Source organism: Parvimonas sp. M20, from assembly GCF_035282425.1.
Lineage (GTDB): Bacteria > Bacillota > Clostridia > Tissierellales > Peptoniphilaceae > Parvimonas.
Genome location: NZ_JAYKBQ010000113.1, coordinates 1 through 307 on the forward strand (window position 1 = coordinate 1; position 307 = coordinate 307).

Sequence of the window (307 nt, forward strand, 5' to 3'; positions counted from 1 at the left end):
TGATGTCGGCAATATCGATACCCTGCTCGGTGCAGAGATCATGGAGGCTTGGATATGTTTTCTTCTGTTCCATGGGGATGACCTTTGTTGCCTTTCCGACACCTGGGTGCGGTGGTCTCAGTGGCGGTTGAGAAGGGAAGTAAACCTCATACCCATAGCAGAAAGAGCACTGCGCATATTGGGCGGAAAGAAATTCGGACCCTTGAGCACCTTACCATCCGCTCGACGCTTGACTGAACCATCAGGCATCAGCTTCGAAAGGTTGGAGGCCTGGCCTTCATTGGCGCAGCTCTGGCTATCGATGCCG

1 protein-coding gene is annotated in these 307 nt (G+C 53.4%); it reads right to left on the minus strand.

Annotation, left to right across the window (positions count from 1 at the left end):
- Nucleotides 1-117: 117 nt before the first annotated feature.
- Nucleotides 118-307 (minus strand): hypothetical protein (locus tag VJI93_RS08620; protein ID WP_324009293.1); only part of this gene is annotated, 190 nt, incomplete at its 5' end.